The sequence below is a fragment of the Bacillus sp. PS217 genome (assembly GCF_037963535.1).
In the GTDB taxonomy this organism is placed as follows: Bacteria; Bacillota; Bacilli; order Bacillales; family Bacillaceae; genus Bacillus; species Bacillus subtilis.
In genome coordinates this window covers 967,264-992,037 of sequence record NZ_CP150157.1, presented here as the reverse complement: position 1 = coordinate 992,037, position 24,774 = coordinate 967,264, and the positions used below count along the sequence as shown (strand labels likewise).

General features: G+C 43.1%; 30 protein-coding genes and 1 tRNA gene. 5 read left to right on the top strand and 26 right to left on the bottom strand.

The window, feature by feature from the left end; all coding sequences use genetic code 11:
- The first annotated feature begins 119 nt into the window (after positions 1 to 119).
- Positions 120 to 1,199: a diguanylate cyclase DgcK gene (dgcK, locus tag NSQ83_RS05210; protein ID WP_015383186.1), complete on the top strand. Its 1,080-nt coding sequence runs from the start codon at positions 120 to 122 to the stop codon at positions 1,197 to 1,199.
- 2 nt (positions 1,200 to 1,201) lie between these two features.
- Here the strand turns inward: dgcK and NSQ83_RS05205 are convergent, their stop codons facing one another.
- Positions 1,202 to 2,032 (bottom strand): MetQ/NlpA family ABC transporter substrate-binding protein, encoded by an 831-nt coding sequence (locus NSQ83_RS05205; protein WP_198878810.1) that lies wholly within the window; start codon positions 2,030 to 2,032, stop codon positions 1,202 to 1,204.
- A 435-nt stretch (positions 2,033 to 2,467) separates the two neighbouring features.
- Here NSQ83_RS05205 and cspB point away from each other — a divergent pair, with 435 nt between their 5' ends.
- Positions 2,468 to 2,671, top strand: coding sequence for a cold shock-like protein CspB (cspB, locus tag NSQ83_RS05200; RefSeq protein ID WP_003224086.1), 204 nt, complete (start codon positions 2,468 to 2,470; stop codon positions 2,669 to 2,671).
- Positions 2,672 to 2,762: 91 nt separating this feature from the next.
- Here cspB and NSQ83_RS05195 read toward each other — a convergent pair whose 3' ends face one another.
- From NSQ83_RS05195 to queG, 19 genes are all read right to left on the bottom strand, one after another.
- Positions 2,763 to 3,704 (bottom strand): ABC transporter permease, encoded by a 942-nt coding sequence (locus NSQ83_RS05195; protein WP_038427544.1) that lies wholly within the window; start codon positions 3,702 to 3,704, stop codon positions 2,763 to 2,765.
- Positions 3,697 to 4,614, bottom strand: a complete 918-nt coding sequence (locus NSQ83_RS05190) for an ABC transporter ATP-binding protein (RefSeq protein WP_029317524.1) — start codon at positions 4,612 to 4,614, stop codon at positions 3,697 to 3,699. The genes NSQ83_RS05195 and NSQ83_RS05190 overlap by 8 nt, the downstream gene beginning before the upstream one ends.
- A gap of 16 nt (positions 4,615 to 4,630) precedes the next feature.
- Positions 4,631 to 5,329 carry an ABC transporter ATP-binding protein gene (locus tag NSQ83_RS05185; RefSeq protein ID WP_015252494.1) on the bottom strand — a complete coding sequence of 233 codons (699 nt, stop codon included), beginning with the start codon at positions 5,327 to 5,329 and terminating at the stop codon, positions 4,631 to 4,633.
- A gap of 1 nt (position 5,330) precedes the next feature.
- Positions 5,331 to 5,696 (bottom strand): GntR family transcriptional regulator, encoded by a 366-nt coding sequence (locus NSQ83_RS05180; protein WP_015252495.1) that lies wholly within the window; start codon positions 5,694 to 5,696, stop codon positions 5,331 to 5,333.
- Between the two features lie 2 nt (positions 5,697 to 5,698).
- Entirely contained in the window at positions 5,699 to 6,460 is a 762-nt protein-coding gene (locus tag NSQ83_RS05175) for a hypothetical protein (RefSeq protein ID WP_198878809.1), read from the bottom strand.
- A 4-nt stretch (positions 6,461 to 6,464) separates the two neighbouring features.
- Positions 6,465 to 6,620: a hypothetical protein gene (locus NSQ83_RS05170; RefSeq protein ID WP_072557135.1), complete on the bottom strand. Its 156-nt coding sequence runs from the start codon at positions 6,618 to 6,620 to the stop codon at positions 6,465 to 6,467.
- On the bottom strand, positions 6,620 to 6,994 hold the full coding sequence (locus NSQ83_RS05165; RefSeq protein ID WP_003233427.1) for a hypothetical protein: 375 nt from the start codon (positions 6,992 to 6,994) through the stop codon (positions 6,620 to 6,622). The genes NSQ83_RS05170 and NSQ83_RS05165 overlap by 1 nt, the downstream gene beginning before the upstream one ends.
- 12 nt (positions 6,995 to 7,006) lie before the next feature.
- Positions 7,007 to 7,537: an NAD(P)H-dependent oxidoreductase gene (locus NSQ83_RS05160; RefSeq protein ID WP_003233428.1), complete on the bottom strand. Its 531-nt coding sequence runs from the start codon at positions 7,535 to 7,537 to the stop codon at positions 7,007 to 7,009.
- A gap of 22 nt (positions 7,538 to 7,559) precedes the next feature.
- The gene (locus NSQ83_RS05155) at positions 7,560 to 9,158 is read right to left on the bottom strand and encodes an MFS transporter (protein ID WP_003233429.1); all 1,599 of its coding nucleotides are present in this window, start codon (positions 9,156 to 9,158) and stop codon (positions 7,560 to 7,562) included.
- Positions 9,159 to 9,198: 40 nt separating this feature from the next.
- A complete protein-coding gene (locus tag NSQ83_RS05150) occupies positions 9,199 to 9,864 on the bottom strand; it encodes an HlyD family efflux transporter periplasmic adaptor subunit (protein ID WP_014476241.1) in 666 nt (221 codons plus the stop codon).
- Positions 9,865 to 9,899: 35 nt separating this feature from the next.
- Positions 9,900 to 10,364: a MarR family transcriptional regulator gene (locus NSQ83_RS05145; RefSeq protein ID WP_003233431.1), complete on the bottom strand. Its 465-nt coding sequence runs from the start codon at positions 10,362 to 10,364 to the stop codon at positions 9,900 to 9,902.
- 159 nt (positions 10,365 to 10,523) lie between these two features.
- Positions 10,524 to 11,702 carry a sporulation protein YhbH gene (yhbH, locus tag NSQ83_RS05140; protein ID WP_003233432.1) on the bottom strand — a complete coding sequence of 393 codons (1,179 nt, stop codon included), beginning with the start codon at positions 11,700 to 11,702 and terminating at the stop codon, positions 10,524 to 10,526.
- A gap of 179 nt (positions 11,703 to 11,881) precedes the next feature.
- A complete protein-coding gene (prkA, locus tag NSQ83_RS05135) occupies positions 11,882 to 13,777 on the bottom strand; it encodes a serine/threonine protein kinase PrkA (RefSeq protein WP_003233433.1) in 1,896 nt (631 codons plus the stop codon).
- A gap of 349 nt (positions 13,778 to 14,126) precedes the next feature.
- Positions 14,127 to 14,834 (bottom strand): hypothetical protein, encoded by a 708-nt coding sequence (locus tag NSQ83_RS05130; RefSeq protein ID WP_019712204.1) that lies wholly within the window; start codon positions 14,832 to 14,834, stop codon positions 14,127 to 14,129.
- A gap of 11 nt (positions 14,835 to 14,845) precedes the next feature.
- Entirely contained in the window at positions 14,846 to 15,559 is a 714-nt protein-coding gene (locus NSQ83_RS05125; protein ID WP_046664059.1) for a polymer-forming cytoskeletal protein, read from the bottom strand.
- Entirely contained in the window at positions 15,550 to 16,191 is a 642-nt protein-coding gene (locus tag NSQ83_RS05120) for a YhbD family protein (protein WP_198878808.1), read from the bottom strand. Before NSQ83_RS05120 ends, NSQ83_RS05125 begins: the two co-directional genes overlap by 10 nt.
- A 125-nt stretch (positions 16,192 to 16,316) precedes the next feature.
- Positions 16,317 to 16,799: a tRNA (uridine(34)/cytosine(34)/5-carboxymethylaminomethyluridine(34)-2'-O)-methyltransferase TrmL gene (trmL, locus tag NSQ83_RS05115; RefSeq protein WP_080478189.1), complete on the bottom strand. Its 483-nt coding sequence runs from the start codon at positions 16,797 to 16,799 to the stop codon at positions 16,317 to 16,319.
- Between the two features lie 37 nt (positions 16,800 to 16,836).
- Positions 16,837 to 17,772: an amidase domain-containing protein gene (locus NSQ83_RS05110; RefSeq protein ID WP_031315024.1), complete on the bottom strand. Its 936-nt coding sequence runs from the start codon at positions 17,770 to 17,772 to the stop codon at positions 16,837 to 16,839.
- A 66-nt stretch (positions 17,773 to 17,838) separates the two neighbouring features.
- Positions 17,839 to 18,999: a tRNA epoxyqueuosine(34) reductase QueG gene (queG, locus tag NSQ83_RS05105; protein WP_198878807.1), complete on the bottom strand. Its 1,161-nt coding sequence runs from the start codon at positions 18,997 to 18,999 to the stop codon at positions 17,839 to 17,841.
- An 82-nt stretch (positions 19,000 to 19,081) separates the two neighbouring features.
- On the opposite strand from queG, the gene NSQ83_RS05100 reads away from it, so the two are divergent.
- The gene (locus tag NSQ83_RS05100) at positions 19,082 to 19,705 is read left to right on the top strand and encodes a B3/4 domain-containing protein (protein ID WP_003245517.1); all 624 of its coding nucleotides are present in this window, start codon (positions 19,082 to 19,084) and stop codon (positions 19,703 to 19,705) included.
- Positions 19,706 to 19,795: 90 nt separating this feature from the next.
- Here the strand turns inward: NSQ83_RS05100 and NSQ83_RS05095 are convergent.
- Positions 19,796 to 19,869 (bottom strand) — tRNA-Gly (locus NSQ83_RS05095).
- 193 nt (positions 19,870 to 20,062) lie between these two features.
- On the opposite strand from NSQ83_RS05095, the gene NSQ83_RS05090 reads away from it, so the two are divergent.
- Both NSQ83_RS05090 and NSQ83_RS05085 read left to right on the top strand, forming a co-directional pair.
- Positions 20,063 to 20,263, top strand: coding sequence for a helix-turn-helix transcriptional regulator (locus tag NSQ83_RS05090; RefSeq protein ID WP_009966860.1), 201 nt, complete (start codon positions 20,063 to 20,065; stop codon positions 20,261 to 20,263).
- A 1-nt stretch (position 20,264) separates the two neighbouring features.
- The gene (locus NSQ83_RS05085; protein WP_038428659.1) at positions 20,265 to 20,738 is read left to right on the top strand and encodes a hypothetical protein; all 474 of its coding nucleotides are present in this window, start codon (positions 20,265 to 20,267) and stop codon (positions 20,736 to 20,738) included.
- A 17-nt stretch (positions 20,739 to 20,755) separates the two neighbouring features.
- Here NSQ83_RS05085 and rpsN read toward each other — a convergent pair whose 3' ends face one another.
- From rpsN to NSQ83_RS05060, 5 genes are all read right to left on the bottom strand, one after another.
- Complete coding sequence (gene rpsN, locus NSQ83_RS05080; protein WP_046664058.1) at positions 20,756 to 21,025, bottom strand: 30S ribosomal protein S14; 270 nt, start codon at positions 21,023 to 21,025, stop codon at positions 20,756 to 20,758.
- A 113-nt stretch (positions 21,026 to 21,138) separates the two neighbouring features.
- A complete protein-coding gene (locus tag NSQ83_RS05075) occupies positions 21,139 to 21,675 on the bottom strand; it encodes a hypothetical protein (RefSeq protein ID WP_046664241.1) in 537 nt (178 codons plus the stop codon).
- Positions 21,676 to 21,778: 103 nt separating this feature from the next.
- Positions 21,779 to 22,909, bottom strand: a complete 1,131-nt coding sequence (ssuD, locus tag NSQ83_RS05070) for an FMNH2-dependent alkanesulfonate monooxygenase (protein WP_003245787.1) — start codon at positions 22,907 to 22,909, stop codon at positions 21,779 to 21,781.
- Positions 22,910 to 22,931: 22 nt separating this feature from the next.
- Complete coding sequence (locus tag NSQ83_RS05065) at positions 22,932 to 23,762, bottom strand: ABC transporter permease (RefSeq protein ID WP_010886451.1); 831 nt, start codon at positions 23,760 to 23,762, stop codon at positions 22,932 to 22,934.
- A complete protein-coding gene (locus tag NSQ83_RS05060) occupies positions 23,759 to 24,757 on the bottom strand; it encodes an aliphatic sulfonate ABC transporter substrate-binding protein (protein ID WP_024572624.1) in 999 nt (332 codons plus the stop codon). The genes NSQ83_RS05065 and NSQ83_RS05060 overlap by 4 nt, the downstream gene beginning before the upstream one ends.
- Positions 24,758 to 24,774 lie beyond the last annotated feature (17 nt).

The following is a 24,774-nucleotide window of genomic DNA, read 5'->3' as shown; positions in this document are numbered from 1 at the left end:
CGATGGGTCAAGTGCGAATTATTTTAACTTATCAATTCAAGTAAAAAAACCTTATATAATGCCTTTTTTGTTCTTTTCTTTCCCTTCCATCTTTAGTACCTTATATAAGGGTGATAATATTGCTGAAAGAACTGTTTGTAAATTTGACCATTTTAATCACATTTAATTATCTCTTCACCCACCTGTTTAAAGAAAGGTTAGTACATAAAAAAGACAGCATATCTTTTCAAGCTGTTAAGGGACTGGCCTGCGGTTTACTCGGGGTTATTCTGATGGTTTTTGGATTTACCTATCAGCATTCAATTATTGATCTTCGAAATATCCCTATTATGATTGCCGCTCTTTATGGAGGCTGGGTTTCAACGGCAACGGCCCTGGCCATGATCACTGCAGGCCGCTTGCTGATTACAATGAACACATCTGCACTATACTCGGTTATTATCATTTGTATCGCTGCCATCCCGTCACTCATTGTTTCTAGAAGAAAAAAAGTTCAACTAAAACATGCTTTCTATCTTTTAATAATCACAAATAGCTTGATCTCCTTTTCCTTTTATTTTCTTATAGATTTACATTCATACGAACTTCATTTGTATTTTTGGATCATATCAATAGCGGGCGGCATGCTCAGTTTATATATTATTGATCATGAAACAAATGCACATCTTCTTTTTAAACAATATAAGTTTCAGGCGCACTTTGACTTTTTAACAGGCGTGTATAACCGAAGAAAGTTTGAAGAAACCACAAAAGCTCTGTATCAGCAGGCGGCCGATACCCCGCATTTTCAATTTGCACTGATTTATATGGATATCGATCATTTTAAGACCATCAATGACCAATATGGCCATCATGAAGGAGATCAGGTGCTCAAAGAGCTGGGGTTACGTCTGAAGCAGAGCATCCGAAATACTGATCCTGCCGCTCGGATCGGCGGTGAAGAATTTGCCGTTCTCCTGCCGAACTGTTCTCTTGATAAAGCAGCCCGGATCGCTGAACGGATCAGGAGCACTGTAAGTGATGCACCGATTGTATTAACAAACGGCGAAGAGCTTTCAGTTACGATATCACTAGGGGCCGCTCATTACCCCAATAATACGGAACAGCCAGGATCCTTGCCCATTCTTGCCGATCAAATGCTTTACAAAGCGAAAGAAACGGGACGGAACAGAGTGTGTTTTTCAGAAAAAAAAGAATGAATTCAATGTTCGAATTCATTCTTCCAATCTGAAAGACGTTTCAAAGGCAGAAAAGCCGGGACAAGATCTCCCTGATATTCTTTTTCTATAAATGCCGCTGTATCATCTGCTTGATAAAGCTCAAGAATGGTTTTCAGCGCTTCCCGATCTTGATCCTCCGCTCTGACAACAATCAAATTCATCTCTTCCTCAGACATGAGTCCGCCGCTCTTTAGCGTATGCTTTTTCGGGTTCAAGCCCGCTTTTTTTGCTTCTGATGGTTTCATGACAAACACGTCGGCACCGCTCACTGCATCCTGTTGCCGGACAGCTTTTAATTTCAGGTGTCTCGGATTATCTTTAATCATATCAACTGAACCTGTTCCGTTAAATCCGTTTTTCAGCGTTAGCAAGCCCGCTTCCTGGAGCACCGTAAGCGCCCTGCCAAAATCGAACGCTTTATCCGGAACAGAAACGACAACTCCCCGCGGTATATCTCGGATTCGTTCATATCGTTTTGAATAAATGCCCATGGGCGTTATGTATGTCGTCCCGAGCGGTGCCAAATTAAGTTTGTATTTTTCAGTGAACGACTGAAAATATGAAATGGTTTGAAAGGCGTTGGCATCAATTTCTTTGTTAGCAAGTGCGATATCAGACTCCGCATAATCAGAAAAAGGGATCAGCTGAATATCCAGCCCTGCCTCTTCAGCCTTTTGAGCAATATAGTTCCATATTGCCCCGTCAGACTCAGCAATCCCGATTTTTATCGATTCATGTTCTGCAGACGGTGAACATGCAGTAAATGAAACGAGAAGAACAAGGACGAAACTGCATATAAGCCACTTTTTCATTGTGACCATACTCCTATCTATGTATTAGAGCATGCAAGCAATATCAGACATAAAAATCATACGCTCTCTTAGTTGATAAACGTTGTCATTTGTAATATTGATTAACTTTTACCTTACTCATATCCAATAAGGTTGTCAATTCCTATTACTTATCTTCCCAAAATGAAGGAATACTAAGGCAAACGTATGATCACATATCGAGAAAGCAGATGAATTTCCGCAAATAAATATCAAATTGAAAAATAAATATGGTATTTTCCGAAAAAAGTTTCAATAAGCAGTTGTTTTTTCTGAAGATTACTGGTAGAGTAAAGGTAATTATTTTTGTTCGAACTATCTTTAAGAAGAAAGTTTTGTAAGAGTTTTCGTCTTGAAAGTTTGTTAAGAGCAAGAATAGTGAATTTAAGCGTTATGATCGCTTTAGGAGGAAATTTCATGTTAGAAGGTAAAGTAAAATGGTTCAACTCTGAAAAAGGTTTCGGATTCATCGAAGTAGAAGGTCAAGACGATGTATTCGTTCATTTCTCTGCTATTCAAGGCGAAGGCTTCAAAACTTTAGAAGAAGGCCAAGCTGTTTCTTTTGAAATCGTTGAAGGAAACCGCGGACCACAAGCTGCTAACGTTACTAAAGAAGCGTAAGCATAAATTGATATGAAAAACTGCAGGTGCAAACCTGCAGTTTTTATTTTGACAAAAAAGCTGTTTTGCATAAGCAAAACAGCTTTTTTTATTAGTTTGCAATATCCCGCTTCATGAAGATTCCGAAAGCAAGCAACAGGAAGATGATAAAGTAGATCGCTAGCATGACGAGAGAAAACGTCATAGTCATCCCTTTTATTAACGGTGTGCCATCCACATACTGAGTCAAGTCGACATTAGCAAACAATATATATTTTGCCCAGTCAAATTTCGCTGCAATAAATGCAGTTGCAGTCGTACCGGCAACCAACAAGAAGATGGAAAAACCAACCGCAAGAGAGCTGTTTCTGAATACCGCAGACAGCATAAACGCCATCGTCGCCACCATTAAAGCCGAGACGGATTCAGAAAGATACGTTGTGGCCAAATGCCCCATCATGTTTTGCTCAATGACATGGCCATCCTTATAGATTAAATGAATGTTCGCGGCGGTTTCACCACCCGTCCCGAAGAAGATCAACCCTAATAAAGTAGAACCGATAAATAAAATCAACAGCAACAGGAGCCCAAACAGGAGAACTGTAATATATTTGGACATCAAAATTTGAAAACGGCTGAGCGGCCGAATCATTAATAGCTTAATCGTTCCCCAATTAAATTCGTTAGCGACAATTCCGGCCGCGATGATAATAGTAAACAGACCGGTAAGGATGGTAAAGTTTGCCGAATCCGTTACATAAGACCATGCCGTATAGCCCGTGTCACTAGGGATATTATGCTCGATGCGATAGTCGTTGAGTGTGATTGTTTCTTTATACCCATCTTTCAGTGAAGGATCTTCTTTGATTTCTTTCTTTAATTCGGCGTTTTGTGCTTGAAGCTCTTGTTTCCAATGGGAATTTGATTCACTAGCAGAAAAATGATTCGCCAAAAATGCAAATCCAACCATTGTCAGCCCCAGAATTCCGATCATCACCCATGTTCCGGCACGGCTGAAAATTTTGAGCCACTCATTATAAATCAAATTAAGCATGCTGAACCTCCTCTTTTGTTTCACCTGTCATTTCTAAGAAACGGTCCTCTAATGATTTTGTTATGACCTTGACCTCATAAATACGGATTTGCTGCATCACCAGCAATTCAATAACCGCAGGGACTTCCTCTTTAGCCAGTTTGATTTCTACACCATTTGTCTTACTCAGCAAATCGTACTGATTTAAAACAGTAGCGGCTTCACTCGGCTGCTCAACCTGGAAGAAATATGTATCATTCTCATCAATGTTTTCATCTTTTACATTTTGAATATCGATCAGCTTTCCTTTTTGCAGAATCGCAATTCGATCACACATCAGTTCCATTTCTGACAGCAGGTGGCTTGAAACGATGACAGCCATTCCTCTTTCTCGGGTCAGCTTCTTTAAATGATCTCTGATTTCTCTGATCCCCGCCGGATCAAGGCCGTTTGTCGGTTCATCCAAAATCAGCACTTTTGGATCGTGCAGAAGGCATTGTGCCAAGCCAAGACGCTGTCTCATCCCCAGAGAATATGTTTTCACCTTGTCGTGGATTCTGTCTGTTAAACCGACCAGTTCAACAACTTCATCAATTTTTTCCTTCGTGACACCCTTGACCATCCTTGCGTATTGCTGGAGATTTTTATATCCGCTCAAAAATTTATACAGCTCGGGATTCTCAACGATCGCTCCGATATGCTTAATCGCCTTGGCATATTCTTTCGTAATTGATTGGCCGCAAATGAGGACATCACCTTTCGACAGCTTCATTAACCCCACCATCATCCGGATGGTTGTCGTTTTCCCCGCTCCGTTTGGTCCCAAAAAACCGAATACCTCGCCTTCACGAATCGTAAAACTGAGATCATCAATGATCGTTCGGCCTCTGATGTTTTTAGTCACGTTTTTCAATTCCAACACTGTTTTCATCATATTCCTCCTCTTTCTAGCAAACTTCCATTTTTGATTTAAACCATTGCAAAACAGACATGCCTTCCTGTTCACGGATATCTTCTACTTCACGCTGTGCAACTTTTTCTCCATTGGCGAGGATGATTACTTCGTCTAACAAAGTCTCAATTTCATCAATTTCATGTGTCGCGATCACGACAATCTGCTGCTCAAAATCAATGTACGACACAAGGCTGTTTACGATGGAATCCCTGACCATCGGATCAAGCCCGGAAAAAGGTTCATCAAGCAAGATGACGTCTGCCCGTCTCGCTAAAGCAAGAACGATTTTCAGCCGGCCCCGATTTCCTTTTGATAGCTTTTTAATCTTTTTTTCCGGATTCAGCTGCATCTCATTCAATAGCTTATAAGCCTGTTCTGTTTGAAAATCAGGAAACTGCGACTGATAAAAATTCACCATATCTTTAACAGTGAAATGCGGATAAAACATATCAAGCTCAGTAAGATAAGCCGTTTGACGCACCATTTCTCTCGTAACCTGCTCTTCATCAACTTTCACAAATCCTGAAGTCGGAAACAGAAGGCCAGCCATCATTTTCAGGGTCGTTGACTTGCCGCTGCCGTTCGGTCCGATCAGGCCATAAATCCGTCCGGATGATAGGGTGATTGACACATCATTGACGGCCGTATGGCGGCCGTATTTTTTTGATACATGTTCTAGCTTGATTTCCATTTTAGCCTCCCTCTGTGAATGTTTTAATCCCTTCTACCATTTCCTCTTTCGTTAGCCCCAGCTCTTTCATTTGCTTGACAAAGCCTTCCAGCACCTCTCGTGTCAGCTTGTCTTTCAGCTCGTCTACGATTTCTGCTTTTTCCGCAATAAACGTCCCTTGACCTCTTCTTGTCTCCACAATACCCAGCCTTTCCATCTCACTGTAAGTTCTTTGAATTGTATTGGGATTTACCTTAGTTTGAATCGCCATTTCTCTTACTGAAGGAAGCTTGTCTCCTGGGAGCAGCTCCTTCCTGACCAGCCTATAAAAGATCTGATCAGCGATCTGCAGATAAATCGGTTTCGAGGATTGGAATTGATTGTCCATATTTACACCTCTACTTTACGATCAAGCAGTTTTGAAGCCATAATGAGCAGCAAGAATGTGATGACTAAAGTAATAGGCAACCCTAGCACAGACAGATGGATAGGTTTTAATTCCAATCTCCAAACATTGTGGAAGTGGAAATCAAAATTGCAATAGACTGTTACAGGCCAGAAATGCTTTTGAGATTCAACCAAAGGGCTTATGATGTATTCATCGAAGAATAACCACACTGCAACCAACAGAACCATCGCAGCCCACCGCATTCCGCGCCAATTTTTGAGAGAGTGAAAAACAGTCCAAAACACAATGACTGTTACTGACATATCTAACGAAGAAATAAGCCCATACATATTCAGCAAAGCCACTGTACTCGTTATATCAACTTGATGCTCCAGCAGATTTTTTACAAAGAGCATATGATACATCCATATGCCATAGGCTGTTAATGCCAACTGAATCACAAATTGATAGAGCAAAGATGCTGCCAATTTAGAAGAAAACAGCCAGAAGCCGCCATTTGGATTGTACAGCCAAAGCTGTGATTTCCCTTCCTTGCGAAGGTGATAAAACACAAAAACAGGAGATAAGAAAAGCAGAAAAAAAGCAACTGCAACAAAAAAACCAAAAATGACTAGAGGTTCTTTCGTGCGAGAAGCTATAATATGGCCTGTTCCCAATAAGAAAATGATTCCGCACATCCATACTAGCAGCCACATTCTTGAAAGCTTGATATCTTTCTTTAATAAACCTAAAAAAGAATTCATGTCTTTACCTCCCAGAAAAAACCCTCGGTGTATGAGTAACATAGTACACTAGATCAAGATGGAATACAACATATTCCATGGATTTATTTGATAAAAACCGAATTGATGGAAACAGCAAAAAAGGCAAACCCGCATGAGAAAACGGATTTGCCTTTTTCATTACTTTTTCTTATTTTTCATAGAGAGCAGCGCATCACGATAGCTGCGGTCCTGCATTTTGTCACTTTCCTCAGTGACCTCTTCTTCTGCATGAACTTCATCAGAATGCTTAAACTTTTGCAGCGCCTGCCTGTAAATATCATCACCCATTGTGTCACGCTTCTCTTTTGGAGAATCGTTTTTGACAACGGATGGCGTATGCTCGGCAGCCCTTGCTTCAGCAGGGTAATGCGCTTCGTTTTTTTCCTCTTCTGGAGGTGCGATTCTATCGGTTGCTTCTTGCTTCTCAGGTCCAGGTGAGGCGTTGCGGACGTTAAATGTAATAAGGGCCGCAATGACAATGACAGCAGCAATTATTGCTATAATAATGGCCATTTCAACCTCTCCTTACTGTCCTGCTGTTAGGTTTCCTGTAACTTGGCTGACACGTCTTCCCAACGCGCGTCCAAGCTGAATACCTTCCTCAGACATTAACTCATCACTGTCTACCGGACAAGTGACACCTGCTCCGTAATAAGAGCCATAAAGTGCGTTTTCAGGCACGTTGCCAGGCAGTCCGACAACAATCATGCCTTGGTGGAACATCGGCGTGATTAAATTGTGCATTGTCATTTCCAAGCCGCCGTGTGTTGTTGCCGTTGTGCAGAAGACAGCACCGACTTTGTTGATCAGCTCGCCTTCAGCCCACAAGTAGCCAAGTCTGTCGATCCAAGTTTTAAGACCGGAGCTGATTGTTCCGAAATGCCCTGGGCATCCCCAAATAATCGCATCCATATCTTTAAGCTTGCGGATATCAGCCTGATCTACATGGTCGATGAACACTTCAGCCGCGTCGTTTTCTCTCGCGCCTTCAGCAATCGCTTCTGCAAGCACTTTAGTATGTTCGCCTTCACTATCATACACTACATAAATTTTCATTCAGGAAACCTCCCTGTACAGATTAAGATTCCTTAGCTTCTTTTGGAGCAGGAAGTAATGAAAGCTCCTCTTTTTTCTTCTTACGCAATTTATCTTTTCTGACGTCACGCAGGAAGATACTTAAAATCAAACCTGCTACACAGAATAAGGTTGCCCACATAAAGGCATCATTTATCCCCATGACATTGGAATCGAGTGACGCGTGTTTATAAATATGTGAGTACACATATGTTTTCGCCGTATCATAAGACACATTCATATTCACCATTAAATTCGAAACTGCATTTTGGAACGCATGGAGGAAGTTCGGGTCCGCCGTGCTTGTTTTATCTGCAATTTGTGAATAATGGAATGTCGTCCGGTTTGTATAAATCGTCGTAATTAAACTTGTTCCGATTGATCCGCTGATTTGGCGAAGCGTGTTGCTCATCGCCGTTCCGTGGCTGTTCAGACGGGCAGGAAGCTGGTTCATCCCGGCTGTCATGACTGGCATCATTAAGAGAGACATACCAAATGCACGAATTGAATAGATCAGCATGATGTGTGTATATGGTGTATCAATTGTCAATTGCGTGTATTGATAGGTTGTTACCACTGTCACGAGAAGCCCGATAATCGCAAGCGGTCTCGGTCCGAATTTATCGAACAAAATACCTGAGATCGGTGACATAATCAGCATAACGATCGCACCCGGAAGCAGAAGCAGACCGGATTGAAGCGCCGTAAAGCCGACCAGGTTTTGCAGATAGATCGGTAAAAGGAACATACCAGTGTAAAGTGCCACTGTAATAATGATATTAATGACACTCGAGAGTGAGAAAATGTCATATTTAAACACTCTGAAATCAAGCATCGGATCATCATGACGCAATTGCTGAACAACAAAAGCAACAATTGCAATGGCTCCGATAATAACTGTAGACAATACAATCGGGTCGGTCCAGCCGTCAGATCCGGCTTCACTGACCCCGTATAATAAGGAGGCGAATCCGACAATCGAGAGGATTGCGCCAAGAGTATCGAGTTTGATTTTTTGCGGCTCCACCATATTTTTAAAGATGAAGAAAGCCACAATGATAACAATTGCGCCGATCGGCACAAGTCCGTAAAACATAATGCGCCATGTATAATGCTCAATAATCCACCCGGAAAGAGTCGGGCCGACCGCTGGAGCAAACATCATCGCTAGCCCGAAAATCCCCATTCCTTTCCCCCTGCTTTCAGGCGGGAAAATTAACAGAATGGTTGTCATAACGAGCGGCTGCAAGATACCTCCGCCCACGGCCTGAATCAAACGGCCGATCAGCATTGTAGAGAAGTTAGGTGCGATACCGCAGACTAACGTACCGAGCGTAAAACAAAACATCGCGACGAGAAAGAGACTCCGCTGGCCAAATCGTGTAATCAGGAAAGCAGATAACGGAATCAATACACCGTTAACAAGCATGTAACCTGTTGTCAGCCACTGAATCGTCGTTGCACTTACGCCAAATTCAGTCATTAAGTGCGGCATTGCAACATTAAGCAGTGTTTGGTTTAGGATTGCCAAAAATAAACCCGCCATTAGCACAATCAGCAATGACATAGGGTTTTTTGCATTTTTTTCTTTGCCTGTAGCCATCTAAGACAACCTCCTTTCATGGTTTGATGACTGATCTGTTTTACTCAGAAATTTTAACAGATGCATTCATTCCAGGAAGCACCTTATCAGATGGGTTTTTGATTGAAATTTTCACAGGAATTTTTTGTGTTACTTTTGTGTAGTTTCCGCTTGAATTTGTAGAAGGAAGCATATCAAAAGTTGAGTTAGTCGCATAGCCAATTTCTTCTACAGTACCGTCAAATGTTGTATCAGGGTCTCCGTCAACTACTACGTCTACACTATTTCCTACTTCAATATCCGCAATATCTGTTTCTTTAATATTTGCTGTGATGTATAGGTTATCCATGTCAATCGTTTGTGCAATTGTTGTACCAGCTTGTACGGTTTGTCCGTTTTTCACTTCGTTTTTCACAATTGTTCCATCCATAATGGATTTTACGTCAACAGTTTGTTCGCCTTTGATTTTTGCAACTGTATCGCCTTTTTTCACTGTTTTTCCTTCATCCAGATCCCAGTCAGATACTTTACCTGCTGCTGGAGCAGTAATAGCAGCCATATCGCCCGCTACTTTTGCTTCATCTGTTTTTACGTAGTTTGTGCTTTGATAATAGTAGTAAGCACCTCCAGCTATAATTGCAAGAACAACAATCAAACCGATAATGTTGGTCAGAATTAAACGTCCTCTGTTCATTTTGTTTTCTCCTTTCGTTTCATCCTCTATCATTTTGCGGAAAGCTGGTGAAAATATGTGAGAAGTTTTTAATTACCGCTTTTTTCTGAACAGCCTTCAGCAAGCTTCGTTAAGCTTCCGGCTAGTTTGCGCAAATACTGCAGCTGGGAGGTATCAAGCTTTTGGTACAAGCCCGCACCCATTTTTGCATATTGCACAGCGGCTTTTTCTATCAGTTCTTCCCCCTCTTCGGTTAACTGAATCATGACGATACGGCGGTCATCCGGACTGTCATATCGATTCATCAATTGGCGCTTATACAGAATATCTGTCATCCGCGTCACAGAAGCAGGCTTAAGATCAAGCGACATTGCCAGCTTGCTTAGCGGGGTGCTTCCGCTTTGATGAATTTTAAACATCAGCAAATATTGAAGGACTGTAATATCAAAAGGCTCAAGCACAATCTCCAATATCTTCTTCTGTTTTTTATATATCGCCCGAGACGTATCGAAGAGCTGTTCAAAAGTGAGCAAAGCACGTTCTGATTCAGTCAACTCCTTTTCACCTCATTCCTCAATAATAGTTCACAAGATAAAATATTAATAAATGAAAGAAGATTTGTCAAAGGAAAAATTTCTTTTTCTCCCGTATTTTTTTCGCAAGCGTTTTCTTGCTTTTATTAAATAAAAAAAAGCCCTGAAATGGGCTTTTCATTACGAAAATTGATGGCTTACACCAGACTCTTCATTTCTGAAAAAGTTCTTTAGAGCCTGAAAAACATCAGATTTCTGTTTTAAAATATAGTACTTAAATTTCTCATCTTTTACATTTTTATATGCAGACATTAACGTTGAATGCCTGTTGTACTGATTGACCTCGCCGTAACAGAATAGATTGGCCTTCTTCATAATATCATTGACCAGTTTCACACAGCGCGCGTTATCAGATGTTAGGTTGTCACCGTCAGAAAAATGAAACGGGTAAATGTTATAGCGGGCGGGATTGTACTTTTCATCAATAAGCTCAAGCGACTTCCGATATACGGAAGAACAAATTGTTCCGCCGCTTTCTCCCTTTGAGAAAAAATCCTCCTCCGAGACCACTCTTGCTTCTGTATGATGGGCAATAAATTCAATTTCCACAGTCTCGTATTTCGTACGCAAAAAACGGGTCATCCAGAAAAAGAAGCTTCTGGCCATGTATTTTTCCCAAACCCCCATACTGCCGCTTGTATCCATCATGGCTAAAACGACGGCTTTTGATTCGGGCTTTGTGATGTCATTCCACGTCTTATATTTCAGGTCCTCCGGATAAATTGGATAGAACGACGGTTTTCCTGACATTGCGTTTCGTTTAAAGGCTGACATCATCGTTCTTTTCTTATCAATATTACCGGTTAACCCTGTTTTACGGATATCATTAAACTCGATATCTGTATGAATGATATTGTCCCGCTCTTTTTGCTGGAGATTCGGAAGCTCTAATTCTTTAAAAAGCGCTTCTTCTAAATCCATTAATGAAACTTCCGCTTCATAATAATCCTCGCCTGCCTGATCACCGGCACCCTGCCCTTTTCCAGGCCCTTGTTTTTTGTCTGAACCATCCCGGGCCACAACATCTCCAACCTGGCTCTCGCCGTCTCCTTGCCCTACATGTTTATTTTTATCATAGTTATAACGGATTTTATACTCATCAAGTGAACGGATTGGGATCTTCACTACATCTTTTCCATTAGACATAATAATGCTTTCCTCAGTTACGAGGTCCGGAAGATTGTTTTTGATCGCTTCCTGCACTTTTTTCTGGTGGCGCTGCTGGTCATCGAAGCCTTTGCGATGGAGGGACCAGTTTTCCTCAGAAATCAAAAAATGGCCGCTGTCATTTTGGGACATGAATTCCCCTCCTTAACCATTTGTGGTCGTGATACATACGTATTCCGGCTTGTGCCAGATTATGAAACAAGTCTTTCGAAAAGATTTATATTCATCATATGCATAAAAGCACATTTAATTGACAAACTATTTAGAAAATGGGACAAAATAACCCGCCCTATTCGGACGGGTCACGTTGTTTATCGGTTCAGCAGGCTGCCGACATATTTCAGCAGCTCATTGGCGCTCGTCGAGTTGTAGCCGTGCTCATCAATTAAACGGGCCACGACTTCATTTACCTTTTTCAGCTGCTGCTCATCCGGCGTTTTTGTTGAGGTCGTAATTTTAACGACATCCTTCAGATCAGCAAACAGCTTTTTCTGAATAGCTTCACGCAGTCTTTCATGGGAATTGTAATCAAACCGCTTGCCTTTTCTCGCATAGGCTGAGATGCGGATTAAAATTTCTTCGCGGAACGCTTTTTTGGCGTTTTCCGAAATGCCGATCTGCTCTTCGATGGATCTCATCAGCTTTTCGTCAGGGTTCATTTCCTCTCCTGTCAAAGGATCACGAAGCTTGTTTTTATTGCAATAGGCCTCTACGTTATCGAGGTAATTGTCCATAAGTGTTTTTGCTGATTCTTCATATGAATACACAAACGCTTTTTGAACTTCCTTTTTCGCAATATCGTCATATTCCTTGCGGGCGGCAGAAATAAAATTCAAATACCGCTCCCTGTCCTCGCTTGAAATTGATGGGTGCTGATCAAGACCTTCTTTTAAGGAGCGAAGGACATCGAGAGAATTAATCGATTCCATATTTTTTCTGATAATCGTTGAAGAAATCCGGTTGATCACGTACCGCGGATCAATTCCGCTCATGCCTTCATCATTATATTCTTTTTTCATATCCTCAACGTCGACAGAGTTATATCCTTCCACACTTTCCCCATCATACAGTCTCATTTTCTTGACCAGATCAATATCCGACCGCTTCGGCTCTTTTAACCGGGTAAGGATTGAGAACATCGCGGCGACCTTCAACGTATGCGGGGCAATATGAACATCCGCCACATCGCTTTCTGCAATCATTTTTTCATAAATTCTCTCTTCCTCAGACACTTTTAAATTATAAGGAACCGGCATCACGATGATTCTTGAGTGCAGGGCTTCATTCTTCTTATTAGAAATAAATGAGCGATACTCCGTTTCATTCGTGTGAGCCACGATCAGCTCATCAGCAGAAATTAACGCAAACCGCCCAGCTTTAAAATTCCCTTCCTGTGTCAAGGAAAGCAAATGCCAGAGAAATTTCTCATCACATTTCAACATCTCCTGAAACTCCATCATCCCGCGGTTCGCTTTATTCAGCTCTCCGTCAAACCGATAAGCGCGCGGATCTGATTCTGAACCGTACTCGGCGATTGTTGAGAAATCAATACTCCCCGTCAAATCGGCAATATCCTGAGATTTCGGATCAGAGGGACTGAATGTTCCAATTCCCGTACGCTTATCTTCTGAAAAGAAGATGCGCTCCACCTTCACATCCTCAATTCTTCCTCCGTACTCTTCCTCCAGCCTCATGACATTTAAAGGAGAAAGACTTCCTTCTATTCTAATGCCGTATTCTCTGTAAAAGTCATCGCGTAAATGATGGGGGATTAAATGTAGAGGGTCCTCGTGCATCGGGCAGCCTTTAATCGCATATACAGCGCCATTATCTGTCAGCGTGTACGCTTCGAGACCTTTTTTAAGCATTGTGACCAGCGTGGATTTACCGCCGCTCACAGGCCCCATCAGCAATAGAATCCGCTTTCTGACATCTAGACGTTTGGCAGCCGGATGAAAATACTCTTCCACAAGACGCTCCAGAGATTCTTCAAGCCCGAACAGCTCGCGGTCAAAAAAACTGTACTTCTTGCGCCCGTCAATCTCCTCTATCCCGCTGTCTTTTATCATATTAAAAACTCGAGAATGAGCAGATTGCGCGACCATCGGATTTTCTTTAATAATCTCCAAATAATCGGCGAAAGTTCCTTCCCATTTCAGCCGCTGCTCTTCCTCTCTGTACTTTTCAATTTTCTTTAATATATCCATAAGGACCTCCTCTATCATGTTTGATACACTATGCAAATAAGGTACTTTGATACAATCTATGCCGCCATCTCGTGATACATGCTTTGGTTTCTTAAAAATAAAGATACTTATACATCGTTGACAAGGCAGACTGCGACCGTTCATAATAAAGAAAAATACAGAATCATCCAGACTCGGACAGCACGGAAAAATTGAAGAGGGGGAGAGACGGTGAAAACAATCATCATGATGGGTGTCATTGTCACTTTTTTAGTATCAATTTTTACCGCAGGATACGAAAGCAAGCCTGGAAAAGAATAAAAAAGGGTGCTCCTGAAAGAGCACCCTTTTTGTATAACAGAACAATGTTTTACAGTTTTGTTTTTTCTTTAATCTGTGAATGCGGATCGCATTCATATTTGTTTTCGTACTCAATTGTTCCGATACTGCATCCCGGCCCGATGATCACTTCTTTTCCCCTGACGACTGCCGCTTCGGTATTCTCCAAATAAACCCGATCGCCTTCTATGACATCGGCGATCAGCTTCACTTTCTTCCGGTTAAAAAAACTCGCGCGTCTTTTCACTGTAATTGTTGTTCCGCCGATTTCCTGCACATGGCTTATATCATGGCTCAATCCCAGCTTGATCTCACCCGAATTTAATAACCCCGATACATCAACACAGCCTGTGACATGGAACATTTCTGTTTCACAATCACCTTTTACGCTAAGCTTCCCTTTCACATCGCAGGATTCTCCAGTCATATTCCCGCCAATTTCAGTCTGGCCTTTCAGATTGAATCGATCAAATTGAAGTGAGCCGCTGACTTTCATTATCCCATATATATTGATTTTGCCGGCAGTCAGATCGCCTTTACATTCACTTTCTCCGAGCACACGCAGCCGCTCAGTCTCTGCTTTTCCGAGAAAAAGGCCCGTTCCGTATATGCGGCAGCCTACAGCAGACAACCCTTCTCCAACTATACCTTCTCCTTTGATGCTGACATTGTGATACGCGCCTCCTGCGGCATGCCCAGCGCCATATAATTTTAAATTTCCCAGTTTTGTTGTCTCCATTACGATCCTCCTTACAACTTTGTGGATGTTTCAACCGATGCGCTTGGATCACAGGTATAGTCCCCGCTGTATTCGACAGTTTCAATCTGGCAATCCGGGCCGATGATCACTTTATTTCCGCGCACGGTTTTCGCCTTTGTATTTGTCAATTCAATCACGTCACCTTCGATCAGCTCTGCTGTTAGAACAGGCTGCGGCATCAATCTGAGCAATGTCAGCATTCCTTTTCTGCAGGTCACTTGAAGATGGCGGCAGCCGATCTCCCGCGCATAGCTTTCCCCTGCAGAAAGCTTAATGATCACCTGGTCTGCATTTAAAAGCCCGCTGATTTTGCATTTCCCTTCTGATTGAAAGGTTTCTGTTTCACAATCTGCTTCCATGACAACTTTTCCGCTAATGTCAATGCCATCAGCCTTGACAGTGCCGCCAAATGTTGATGATCCAGCGATTTTCAATTGTTTTGCAGATACCTCTCCTTGAATAAAACCAGTGCCATTCATCCGGATAGATTCTGCTTCAACGTCTCCATGTATCTTTCCTGAACCGCTGATGGTTACCGCTTTCGCTTTGACGCTGCCGTCAGCTTTTCCGTTTCCATTAAAAGAAAAAGTGTCACACTCCACGTCCCCGGCCACTGTCCCGCTGCCATTAATCTCAACAGATTGAAATGTTCCTCCCTTTGAACTTCCTGATCCGTTTATCACCAGCTTTTCCACTACATCCATCGATGGCCCTCCTGCATAAATGTTGTTTTTAATTCCTCTGAAGCTTTTAATAAATCTACCCGTTCCACAACCTTTACGGATGATTCAAACAAAATGCTGTCCGCCACAGCCGCTATAAAACAAGTTGTGACACCGAGCTTGCGGAGCACGATCAGCTCCGTCTGTTTTTCAATCTCTTCAGTATCATGCTTCTTTAATACCTCTGCAGCCATTTTTGCTTCTGCAAGGCTGACATTTCCAGACTGCAGCAGTCCCTCAAGCACATACAGCGAAAGCAAATCGCTGGATGAGAAAACCGGACTTCCTCCGTCTTCTGAATAGGCTTCAAGAGCAGGCCTTGAAACCAAACCTTTATGAAGCAATTCATCAGCGGTCATGCTGACATCCTTCATTTTCGGCGACAGCATTTCCCTCATTTCATCCAAAGACAAATTTTCTTTCATCTTTTGAATCATTGATATACGCTTTAAAATCTCCTCTCTCGGAAAAAACGTCTCTTGCCCTGTAAATGTGGATTTACGAATAAACCATTCCTCAGGTATTAAGTTTTTCCGCTTCCATCGATACAGCTGACCGTATGAAATCGATGTTCTTTCAAGTAATTCTTTTTTAGAGATTAATTGTTCTTCCATAAGTCCAGCTCCTTTGATGGGTACATTGTAACATAACACTGTTACGTTGTTAAGCCCAAAAACGAAACAAAGCATTTCAACATCCGTAAAAAAACCCGCCCATCATCGATGAGCGGGTTTTTTCACTATTTTAAATCACGGTAATTTTGCTGGCGCAGCGCTTCATAAACAAGAATCGCGGCAGTATTGGACAGATTTAACGATCTGACGTGCTCTGTCATCGGAAGACGCAGGCAGCGGTCCATATTATTTTGAATTAAATCCTTTGGCAAACCGCTTGTTTCTCTTCCGAACACGAAGAAATAATCCTCGTCAAGATCAGTGTAATCAAATGATGTATGAGACTGCTGGCCAAATTTTGTAATAAAGAAAAACTGGCCTTTTTCATATGCCTCAAACAATTCTTCTAACGAATCATGATACACAACGTTAACAAACTCCCAATAATCGAGTCCGGCACGCTTCAGCATTTTATCATCCGTTGAAAAGCCGAGCGGACGAATCAGGTGTAGCGTTGTATTGGTTGCTGCACAAGTACGTGCAATATTCCCTGTGTTAGCGGGAATTTCTGGTTGATATAAAACGACATGTAATGCCACAATGTTCACCTCTGTTTTTCTTATCCGCCCATCATTATAACATTAATTACTCTTTTGTCGTATCATCAACGATATGAAAAAAGGCATATCGTATTGACTGCGTGTATGCCGTAGAATCCTCATATGACCAATACCTCATCCTGCTGTCATAGGTCTGGGCGTTGACAAGCGGCATATTGCCTTTGTCCTTTGCCACGACAATCGTTGTATGATTAAAGCGGCCGTCTCCTTCGAAGTCATAGCAAATCACATCGCCCGGCATCAGTTCTTCCGCTGATTTCACCCGCACCGCACGCAGTCCGGCCTTTGAATTCGACAAATACATTTTCATAGAGTGCGCCACCGTCCAGCTGTAGCTCCATGAGCTTTGTTTCATCCACCAGCCTGATCCCCTGTTCGGATGACCGCGCATCGGCGCGCCTCCTGCATGAAGACACTGAGAAATAAAATTTGTACAGTTATCGCTGAAATTTTTATAAGCAGGATTGCGCTTGTTCCAAAATTTCTCGGCATATTGGACAGCGCCGAGACGATCGTATTGAAAAGCCCTGCCAAACGCTTCTCTTTCCTCTTCAGCTTCAGAATAGTCAATAATACTGGTCCCTTCATGAAATCCAGCCGGCTTTTTCGCAATTTCCTGATCACTAATCAAAATGTGATCATACAGGAAAGCCATTCGCTCCTCTATGTGCTCTTCTATATACAAGCTGTCATCTTGTTCCTTACACACGTATTCGTAATGGATGGTATACGAAAGGCAGGTCGTTCCGTCATCCTCAACCCGCACATGATTAATCACGGCCTTTGCTTTCGCTTTTATGATGTCAACTTTACGTTTTTCCAGAAGCTTTTTCTTACGCTCCATGACTTTAAGGTCTCCGACTTGAGACTCCTGTCTCATAGCATGCCCGTTAACCAGAAAGCCCAGCCGCTCCTCCGCTAATTGTTCTAAAATGTACTTCAAGCTCACCCCACCCGCCATACTTTTTTATAGAGAAAAAACACTTGGATGATCTCAAGTGTTTTTTCCTTCTGCTCTATACGTATGTCAGGACAGGCCTTGTTTAGTCATGCCTGAAGCTTTTAGCAACTCAATTCCTTTTTCAATTTCCAGCTTTGCCTCTTCATCCTTCTCTTTTTCCAGCGCTTTTTCAAGCTCTTCCGCGTAGGCGGGGTCTCCGATTTTTCCGATTGCCCATGCGGCTGTCCCCCTGATGACAGGACGCGGATCCTTGTGCATCAGTTCCGTCAATTCAGGCAGTGCGGAAGCATCCTTAAAATGCGCAAGCGCGAGAATGGCGTTTCGCTGAATCGGTTTTTTCCCGCGCCAAGAACCTGAGACATGCCCGAATTTCTCCTTAAATTCCCGATTACTGATGGTCAAAAGCGGCTTCAATAACGGTTTGGCAATCTCAGGATCAGGCTCCATTTCCGGATGTAGATGAAAATCCTTCCCTTTATTGAGAGGGCATACCGTTTGGCACGTATCGCACCCGTACAGGCGGTTTCCGATTTTTGTCCGGAATTCATTAGGCAAAAATCCTTTTGTCTGGGTCAGAAAAGAGATGCAGCGCTGCGCATTAAGCTGCCCGGGATTAACCAGTGCTCCCGTCGGACAGGCGTCCAAACATTTCGTGCAGGACCCGCACATATCTTCAATCGGCACATCAGGCTCAAAAGGGATATTTGTGATCATTTCCGCCAAATACACATAAGAGCCATACTCGGGTGTTGTGATCATACAGTTTTTCGCACTGAATCCGATTCCGGCACGTTCCGCAACGGCGCGATCAGACAATTCACCTGTATCAACCATTGACTTCGTTCTGATATCCTCATGCTTGCTTTTTAGAAAATCCTCCAGCAGATCAAGCTTTTCCCTCAGCACATCATGATAGTCTTTTCCCCAGGAAGCTCTGCAAAAAATGCCCCTGCGCTCAGTTCTCGTGCTTCTCGGCGCATCCTTCATTCTGGAAGGATATGCGAGAGCAATTGCCACTATTGATTTCGCTTTCGGCAAAAGAAGCTTCGGCGTCACCCTTTTTTCGATATCCGGCTCTTCAAAGCCGGAGAGATAGCCGAGTGATTCTTGAAGAATCAAACGGTCTTTTAAACTGTCAAAAGTATCAGCAGTCGTAAAACCAATCTTGTCCACGCCAATGCTTTTCGCGTATTCAATTAATTCTTCTTTGAGCTGATAAACGTTCATGTTTTGCACAGCCTCCTTTCTTTGTGATAAAACGATACAGCGTTTATAATAGGTTGATATCACGTAACTGGAGTGAATGCTAGTGAATATCAAACTTGATTCTGTTATTACTGAACGTGCGGCCGGCTTACATGCAGCTGCTGTCATTTATGAGAATATCGAAGTCGGCTCCTCACCGCAAATGCTGAAAGGCAGACTCCGCCTGTTTCAAGAATCCTTGTTTTTCGACTATGCGGACGGCGGTATATCCGATGAATCCTTCGTCAAGGAATGGCAGAAACTCTTTAAACAGCTTAACCCTTCATTTGAGGGAGAAACAACCCCAATGGAGGACATGCTGGTCCCGATATCCAAGGAACAATTCATGGAAAGTAAAGACTCGGCCCATGACACAATCGATTTTTTCGCATTAAAATATTCTCTGCCTATTATGATTTATGATGCCGGAAAGCTTCATGAGCCGGTCCGGATCTCATTGGGAGAAAAAGAAAACATACTGCTTTTCTCTGATGAAAACGGCATTTTTGGCGATTTCAAAAACAGCGTCAACCACTATCCCGTTTCAAACGAGACTAAGAATATGCTGCAAATCATTTTTTTCCCGCCATCGATTGAGAAAAGCAGCGCTGTTAACCTCTTATCATCATTAACGAAAATGTTTGAACAAATTCACGGCGGCACCCATACAGTACATTGGCTTACGTAAAAGAACACGAATGTCGTGTTCTTTTTTACATAAAAAAACGCAATACTTCGTTTATCTGAGAAACGAAACACTGCGTTAATAACGTATGTATGGAGCGGGTGATGAGAATCGAACTCACGACATCAGCTTGGAAGGCTGAGGTTTTACCACTAAACTACACCCGCATTTGCGATTGTCAGCAACAGTACCGCTCTGACTTTTTTTATATTACATGTTTATTTATTTTTCGTCAAGGGAATATAAAAATTTTGTCGAAAAAAAGTTATCTTTTTGTAAAGTTGTTAAGTTCTATTTACATAATGTTAAGTATACTATACAATATAATCAATCGAGATTGTGAAGGGGACAGACGTCATGATGAAAAATAAAGTAAAAGAGCTGAGGGCACGCTTCGGCTATTCTCAGGAAAAACTCGGAGAAACGGTCGGCGTCACAAGACAGACTGTGGCAGCGATTGAAAAAGGCGATTATGTTCCCTCACTGCTGTTAGCACTGAAAATCTGCAAAGCCTTCTCCATGAAAATGGAGGATGTCTTTTGGTTAGAGGAGGAAAACTAAGATGAGCATGAAAACAAAAGCAGCTTTTCACCTTGTTTTATTTGGCCTTGCATGCTGGGCGCTGATTTCATACTTTGAAGCCTCAGAAGGCATAGCATCTTTTTTCGGCACAAAGAGCGGCGGGATGGTATTTGAATTAAACCTCACCCCCTTTATTCTGTTTGTTGCGGCGTTTGCGGTTTATTTGTACTTACAGAAAAAAAGCCGCCCTGCCAGAAAGCAGCTTCTTCTGCCTGATGAGTTTGAAGAGCAGGATGAAAGAGAGCAGATGATGACGGCAAAAGCATGTCGCGCGTCATATATCGCTGTCTACTTCTCGCTGCCTGCCGCAGCGGTTCTTCTCATTTTTTATCCGCTTTTTCAATCGCGTATTCCGTTTTTCCCTATTATTATTGTGTTTATCATCATGATCATCCAGCACCTTTCCTACGTCATCTCTTTCAAGAAAAACGAAAAAAACTCCGGCGCGCTGTAATCGGCCGGAGTTTTTTCTTACCAGCTTGCTTTTTTCACACCGGGAATCTGGCCTTTATGGGCCAGCTCCCTGAAAGCGATTCTGGACATTTTAAACTTCCTCATATATGCTCTCGGGCGCCCCGTTACCATGCAGCGGTTGTGAAGCCTTCCCGGTGCTGAATCTCTTGGCAGCTTGCTGAGTGCCTCGTAATCTCCTTTTCCCTTCAACTCGCGTCTAATATCAGCGTATTGTTCAACAAGCTGTTGGCGTTTTAACTCTTTTGCCACTTTTGATTTTTTAGCCAAGTCGCATAGCCTCCCTTTTTAAATCGAAATTGTTACGATTTAAAATGTATCATGCACCATTCAAAAAAGCAAGCATACCGCTTTGTAAAACAGACGGCCTGAAGCCGCCCATTCTAATGATGCAATTCCACATAATACAGTAACGCATCTTGATGCTTTATGAGCTCTTTTTTATGTTCAGAGGTGTGCATTGTCTCGTCAGTCCCTCTAATACTGCTGCCGATCAAAGCAGGCTTCTCGAAAGTAATCGGTTCCGGCGATGAAATATTCTGAGTCATTTCCTGTGTTGTGCTATCGTCGCGTTTCACCGATGAATCAGCCGCTATATTTCCCTGTTTATCCACAATGCCAAAATGAATGGTGGTATGTTTATTCTTTCCTTCCCCCTCTTCCTTCTCAAAATAAACAAATTGTATGGTATCGGGTTTTTCCTCTGAATAATCTGCACTAGCCGGTCCAAACCTCTCAACATGCTTTCCCTTTTGATAATGTTCGATGTACATGTCAGCTGAAGAAATACCTTCACCGATATTGACGGCTTCGGCAGTGAATGCCTGTGAAGCTGCGACATCCATTCTGTTTTTTTCAAGATCTGATATGTCCGCCGCTTTGATTTCCATCTGTTTTGAATGTCCGCATGCTGACAGCATAGCTATGAGGCAAATGACTGCCGCGCTTCTCAATGTTTTCAGAAAAAAAGCCCCCTTTTTTTGAATATCATACCATGTTCGGGGGGCTGTATTTTAGTTAAACTCATGCATTTTTCTCTTTGACAAAATAAGTGTTTCCTACCGCTTCTCCCCTTTTGTTCTGAAGCTTTCTCGTCCGATCATTTTCAAACGGCAAAAGCGGAAATACAAGCTCTGCAAAATAATACGCTTCTTCTAAATGCGGATAGCCTGAGAATATAAACGATTCTATGCCGAGTGCCTGGTACTCCGCTATCCGGTCGGCAATCGTCTGCGGATCACCGACAAGAGCTGTTCCTGCCCCTCCTCTGACCAGGCCGATCCCCGCCCACAGATTCGGACTGATTTCAAGCTTCGTCCGATCGCCTTGATGAAGGACGGCCATCCGCTGCTGGCCTGAAGAGTCGTAACGGCTCAAAGCTGCCTGCGCTTTGGCAATGGTGTCATCATCCAAGTGGCTGATCAAGCGCTCAGCCGCTTCCCACGCCTCTTGTTCAGTTTCACGGGCAATGACATGCAGCCTAATGCCAAATCGAACGGATCTTCCTTCTTTTGCCGCTTGCTTTTTGACTCTCTCTATCTTTTCTTTTACTTGTTCAGGCGGCTCCCCCCATGTCAAGTACACGTCTGTATGCTTTGCGGCAGCTTCAATTCCAGCCTGTGACGAACCACCGAAATAGATGGGCGGATGCGGCTCTTGCTGCGGCGGGAAAAGCAGATTGCTGTTTTCCACTTTTATATGCTTTCCTTCATAGGAAACCGTTTCTCCCTGCAAAAGTCTCCGCCAAACGGTTAAAAATTCGTCTGTTGCCTCGTAGCGCTCATCATGGCTGATAAACAGGCCATCGCCTGCCAGCTCATACGGATCGCCCCCTGCCACAACGTTGATCAGCAGCCGCCCGTCTGAAATGCGGTCTAGGGTGGATGTCATTCTGGCTGCCAGAGAAGGCTGCATTAAACCAGGTCTTACCGCGACTAAAAACTTTAAGTCCTTTGTTTCTCCTGCCAGTGCCGACGCTGTAAGCCACGGGTCTTCGCACGATCTTCCCGTTGGCAGAAGAACTCCTGTATATCCCAGCCTGTCTGCCGCCTGGGCGACTTGTTTAAAGTAAAGATGATCCGCAGTCCGTCCATCACTTTCAGATCCTAAATATCTCGCGTCTCCATGAGTCGGTATAAACCAAAGAATTTCCATATTCATCTCCCCTTTATATCTTTTATCCTTCGTAGCTGTTTCTCCACTTTAACAGCTTTCGTTCCAGCAGCCTGACGAAGGAATCCGTCAGCTTTCCAACCACTGCAAAAATGATAATCCCTGCAAAGACTTTATTTGTTTGTGAAAACTGTCTCGCATCCATGATCATATAGCCGACTCCCGAGCTTGAACCCATCAGCTCTGCCACAACGAGCCCGAGCCATGCAATGCCGAGCGATAAGCGAATGCCTAGCAATATATTGGGCAGGGCTGCCGGCAATATCACTTTGGATATCTGCTGATGCCATTTAAATTCAAGCACCCGGGCGACTTCAAACAGCTTCGCGTCAACCCCGCGGATGCCGTTAAACGTATTGATATAGACAGGAAAGAAGGCACCGAGCGCAATCAGCAAAATTTTAGATACTTCGTCAAATCCGAACCATAAAATAAACAGCGGCGTGACGGCCAGATGAGGTACGGTTCTAAGCATTTGCAACGACGGATCAAGATACAGCTCCGTCCGTTTGGAGAATCCAGCCAAAATCCCGATCATCAATCCAAGCCCCGCGCCAAGCAAAAAACCAAGTGCCGCCCGATAAATGCTGATTTGCAGATGGCCGAACAGTTCGCCGGACAAAATAAGCTCCTTAAAGGTCAGAACAATCGTAACAGGTGTAGGCAGCACTGTAGCGGACACAACCCCCAGCCCGCCGATGACCTGCCAGATGGCAATGATGACAGCGGGCAGTAAAAGCCCCTTCATCCAGCCGTATCTCTTCCTTCCGGGCTTTTTTCGCACCGCTTCCGCATTCGTTTTGGGCAGCGAGCCCGCAGCCTCTGCTTTCATCATTGATCACCTCCTGAGGAATGTTCCTTTAATGCTTTTTTGATAAAAGTGTTATCGACAACATCCTTCACATCAATCTTCTTATCTATCGCCTTTGTTCGAAATTGAAAATCTGCTGTTTCCTGCTGCGCTTTCACAATGTCGTCACTGATGACCTCATTCAGAGGTTCAGTATTTTTCAGCACATTTTCGACGACCTTTTTATCGAGATCTTTAATGTCAGAATACAAGTCCGCTGCTTCATCCAGATGTTCCTTTTGCCATACAACGGCTTTATTAAACACCTTCAGAAAACGGACCACTTCGTCTGGATGCTCCTCTGAAAACTTTGTTCTTACTAAAGTAAAACCCGGTGAATATAAATCTGTGCTTTCTCCGTTCACAAGGATTTTTGCTCCGTGTTTCATTGTTTCTAAGGACAAGTACGGCTCCCAAATGGACCAGGCATCAACAGATCCGTTTTCAAATGCGGAAGCTGCTTCATCAGGCTGAAGCTGAATAATTGTCACATCGTTAGCTGACAACCCCACTTGATCAAGCGCTTTATACAAAAAATCAAACCCGCTGCTGCCTTTGGCGACTGCAATTTTCTTTCCCTTTAAGTCCTTAACGTCTTGAATGCCGCTGTTTTGATTGACAAGGATGCCGTTTGCTTTCAAACCGTCCTGTGACAAACCGATTTCTTTAAAGTCAATGCCTGCCGCCTGTCCAGCAATCACAGGCGAATTACCGACTTGAGAAAAATCAAGTTTGTCTGCCGCAAGGCCTTCAAATTGGGGCGGACCGCTTTGAAACTCCACCCATTTCACTTTGATGCCTTCTTTTTCAAATGCATCTTCGAACCAGCCTTTTTCCTTTGCGATCAAAAGCGGGCTTAAGCTTTGCTGAATACCAATACGAATTTCCTTCAATTGTTTGTGGTCACCGCTGGCTCCATTTGCTCCACAGCCTGCGAGCAGAAAAATAACGGCAACCAATACAATGAGTCCTTTTTTCATTTCCGCTTCCGCCCTTT

Excerpts from the sequence above, each read along its gene's own strand:
- NSQ83_RS05150 (WP_014476241.1), bottom strand. The coding sequence starts at position 9,864 with ATGATAGAGGATGAAACGAAAGGAGAAAACAAAATGAACAGAGGACGT.
- prkA (WP_003233433.1), bottom strand. The coding sequence starts at position 13,777 with ATGGATATATTAAAGAAAATTGAAAAGTACAGAGAGGAAGAGCAGCGG.
- NSQ83_RS05180 (WP_015252495.1), bottom strand. The coding sequence starts at position 5,696 with ATGGACAATCAATTCCAATCCTCGAAACCGATTTATCTGCAGATCGCT.
- NSQ83_RS05125 (WP_046664059.1), bottom strand. The coding sequence starts at position 15,559 with ATGGATGTAGTGGAAAAGCTGGTGATAAACGGATCAGGAAGTTCAAAG.
- NSQ83_RS05155 (WP_003233429.1), bottom strand. The coding sequence starts at position 9,158 with ATGGCTACAGGCAAAGAAAAAAATGCAAAAAACCCTATGTCATTGCTG.
- ssuD (WP_003245787.1), bottom strand. The coding sequence starts at position 22,909 with ATGGAAATTCTTTGGTTTATACCGACTCATGGAGACGCGAGATATTTA.
- NSQ83_RS05190 (WP_029317524.1), bottom strand. The coding sequence starts at position 4,614 with ATGAAAACAGTGTTGGAATTGAAAAACGTGACTAAAAACATCAGAGGC.
- NSQ83_RS05085 (WP_038428659.1), top strand. The coding sequence starts at position 20,265 with ATGAGCATGAAAACAAAAGCAGCTTTTCACCTTGTTTTATTTGGCCTT.
- NSQ83_RS05165 (WP_003233427.1), bottom strand. The coding sequence starts at position 6,994 with ATGGCCATTATTATAGCAATAATTGCTGCTGTCATTGTCATTGCGGCC.
- cspB (WP_003224086.1), top strand. The coding sequence starts at position 2,468 with ATGTTAGAAGGTAAAGTAAAATGGTTCAACTCTGAAAAAGGTTTCGGA.
- NSQ83_RS05170 (WP_072557135.1), bottom strand. The coding sequence starts at position 6,620 with ATGAAAAAGGCAAATCCGTTTTCTCATGCGGGTTTGCCTTTTTTGCTG.
- yhbH (WP_003233432.1), bottom strand. The coding sequence starts at position 11,702 with ATGTCCCAAAATGACAGCGGCCATTTTTTGATTTCTGAGGAAAACTGG.
- queG (WP_198878807.1), bottom strand. The coding sequence starts at position 18,999 with ATGAACGTTTATCAGCTCAAAGAAGAATTAATTGAATACGCGAAAAGC.
- NSQ83_RS05120 (WP_198878808.1), bottom strand. The coding sequence starts at position 16,191 with ATGGAAGAACAATTAATCTCTAAAAAAGAATTACTTGAAAGAACATCG.
- NSQ83_RS05175 (WP_198878809.1), bottom strand. The coding sequence starts at position 6,460 with ATGAATTCTTTTTTAGGTTTATTAAAGAAAGATATCAAGCTTTCAAGA.
- NSQ83_RS05195 (WP_038427544.1), bottom strand. The coding sequence starts at position 3,704 with ATGCTTAATTTGATTTATAATGAGTGGCTCAAAATTTTCAGCCGTGCC.
- NSQ83_RS05185 (WP_015252494.1), bottom strand. The coding sequence starts at position 5,329 with ATGGAAATCAAGCTAGAACATGTATCAAAAAAATACGGCCGCCATACG.
- NSQ83_RS05130 (WP_019712204.1), bottom strand. The coding sequence starts at position 14,834 with ATGGAGACAACAAAACTGGGAAATTTAAAATTATATGGCGCTGGGCAT.
- NSQ83_RS05075 (WP_046664241.1), bottom strand. The coding sequence starts at position 21,675 with ATGCTGTCAGCATGCGGACATTCAAAACAGATGGAAATCAAAGCGGCG.
- NSQ83_RS05110 (WP_031315024.1), bottom strand. The coding sequence starts at position 17,772 with ATGGCGGGTGGGGTGAGCTTGAAGTACATTTTAGAACAATTAGCGGAG.
- NSQ83_RS05205 (WP_198878810.1), bottom strand. The coding sequence starts at position 2,032 with ATGAAAAAGTGGCTTATATGCAGTTTCGTCCTTGTTCTTCTCGTTTCA.
- NSQ83_RS05090 (WP_009966860.1), top strand. The coding sequence starts at position 20,063 with ATGAAAAATAAAGTAAAAGAGCTGAGGGCACGCTTCGGCTATTCTCAG.
- NSQ83_RS05065 (WP_010886451.1), bottom strand. The coding sequence starts at position 23,762 with ATGATGAAAGCAGAGGCTGCGGGCTCGCTGCCCAAAACGAATGCGGAA.
- NSQ83_RS05060 (WP_024572624.1), bottom strand. The coding sequence starts at position 24,757 with ATGAAAAAAGGACTCATTGTATTGGTTGCCGTTATTTTTCTGCTCGCA.
- NSQ83_RS05160 (WP_003233428.1), bottom strand. The coding sequence starts at position 7,537 with ATGAAAATTTATGTAGTGTATGATAGTGAAGGCGAACATACTAAAGTG.